Annotated in this window: 3 protein-coding genes; all 3 read left to right on the top strand. The window is 71.9% G+C overall.

The features are described from left to right. A partial coding sequence (locus ACZ5CR_RS44180; RefSeq protein ID WP_468869022.1) for a PaaX family transcriptional regulator C-terminal domain-containing protein occupies nt 1-317 on the top strand: 317 nt, incomplete at its 5' end. Nucleotides 318-397: 80 nt separating this feature from the next. Then, a complete protein-coding gene (locus tag ACZ5CR_RS44175) occupies nt 398-1,306 on the top strand; it encodes a sulfotransferase family protein (protein ID WP_468869019.1) in 909 nt (302 codons plus the stop codon). After that, nucleotides 1,303-1,752, top strand: a complete 450-nt coding sequence (locus ACZ5CR_RS44170) for a hypothetical protein (protein WP_468869016.1) — start codon at nt 1,303-1,305, stop codon at nt 1,750-1,752. The genes ACZ5CR_RS44175 and ACZ5CR_RS44170 overlap by 4 nt, the downstream gene beginning before the upstream one ends. Nucleotides 1,753-1,891 lie beyond the last annotated feature (139 nt).

Raw genomic sequence — 1,891 nt, 5'->3', positions numbered from 1 at the left:
TCGCGGCGACGGCGGACGCGGTGGCCCGCTGGTGGGACCTGTCCTCGATCGCCAAGGAGCACGAGGCGTTCCTCGACCGGCACGAGCCGGTGCTCAGGACCTGGCAGGGGCGGGCGGACACCCCGCCGGAAGAGGCGTACCGGGACTATCTCCTGGCCCTGGACTCCTGGCGCCGGCTGCCGTACGCGGATCCCGGTCTGCCGGGGGAGCTCCTCCCGGACGGCTGGCCTGGCGACCGGTCCGCCGAGGTGTTCGCGGCGCTCGACGGGCGGCTGCGGGACGCGGGGGCGCGGTTCGTGGCGCAGGACAGCACATGAGGGCTCCCTGAGGGCCCGCTAAGGGAACCCTCAGCGTCCTCAGGCCCTCTTCTCAGATTGCGCGCCTAGCGTCCGGACGCATGAGTCTGAAGCGCAGTCTGAACCGGGCGCTCACCGCCACCACCGGCCTCCAGGTGCGCAGAGCCCCTGCCACCACGCCGCCAAGGCCGAAGCCGAAACCCACGGCCACGGCCCCCGTCACGGCGCCCAGAGCGGCGCCCGCCTACCGATGTCCCGACGACCTCGCCACCGACCGGCTGCTGCGCCGCCCCGTCTTCATCATGTCGCCGGTACGCTCCGGCTCGACCCTGCTGCGGATGCTGCTCAGCGCCCACTCCCAGCTGCACTCGCCGCACGAGCTGCACATCCGCAGGCTGGAGGTCGGCTACGGCAGCAAGCTCTCCGAGCGCGCCATGGAAGCCCTCGACCTGCGGCGCGGCGATCTGGAGCATCTCCTGTGGGACCGCGTGCTGCACCGTGAGCTGGTGCGGTCCGGCAAGGATTTCATCGTCGAGAAGACACCGAGCAACGCGTTCGCCTACCGGCGCATCAAGGACTACTGGCCCGACGCACGCTTCGTGTTCCTGCTCCGGCACCCGGTGTCCATCGCCCGCTCCTGGCACGAGGCCGACCCCGAGAAGCGGACCTTCGAGGAGGCGGCGGCCGACGCCCTGCGCTACATGAAGGCCGTGGACAACGCCCGCAAGGGGATCACGGGGGGCCACACCCTCCGCTACGAGGAGCTGACCGAGGCCCCCGAGGAGAAGCTGCGCGCCCTGTGCACCTTCCTCGGCGTCCGCTTCGAGCCGTCGATGCTGGAGTACGGCGAGCGCGACGGGACCCAGGTCCAAAAGGGCCTGGGCGACTGGCGCGAGAAGATCCGCACCGGCACCGTCCAGGCGGGCCGGCCGCTGCCGTCCGGTGACGAGATCCCCGCCGTCCTGCGGCCGATGTGCGAGGCGTGGGGCTACGGCGGTGACCGCGCATGAAGCCGCACGCGGAGATCGAGCAGGTGTGGCCGCGCGACGGGCGGATCCGGGTGGTGGGACGGCTGCACGGACACGCCGCCGCCACGGCTTGTGGCGAGTGGCGGCTGCTGCTCGTCCGACGGGGGCACGGCGGGGAGCAACTCGCCTACCCGGCGCGGGTGTCGGGCGACGACCGCTTCGACTGCGAGCTGCCGGTCGCGGATCTCGCCGCGTACGGCATCGAGGGCGCAGACGACCGCTGGGATCTGCACCTCACCGACGGCCGGGCACGGCTGCGGGCCGGGCGGCGGCTCGACGACATCCGCGGCAAGAAGGGGATCATGGTCTATCCGGCGCAGAGCGTGTGTCCGGAGCAGAGCGTCCGTCCGGAGCAGGGCGCAGGGGCTTCGAAGGTCCGGCCGTACTTCACCGTCGAGGACAACCTGTCGCTGGAGTGCCGGGCATGAGGATCCGCTATCTGCTCCTCCACGCGTACGGCCGCGGCGGCACCGTCCGCACCGTCATGAACCAGGCCAACTCCCTGGTGGCCGCCGGGCACGACGTCGAGGTGGTGAGTGCGATCCGCCGCCGGGACGCGGTGCAGTT

This window comes from Streptomyces sp. NPDC031274 (assembly GCF_055570235.1).
Note: the sequence above shows the minus strand (reverse complement) of the source record. Positions and strands in the feature narration are given on the sequence as shown.

Bases quoted from the DNA above. Each gene is read 5' to 3' on its own strand.
- ACZ5CR_RS44175 (WP_468869019.1), top strand. From the start codon at position 398: ATGAGTCTGAAGCGCAGTCTGAACCGGGCGCTCACCGCCACCACCGGC.
- ACZ5CR_RS44170 (WP_468869016.1), top strand. From the start codon at position 1,303: ATGAAGCCGCACGCGGAGATCGAGCAGGTGTGGCCGCGCGACGGGCGG.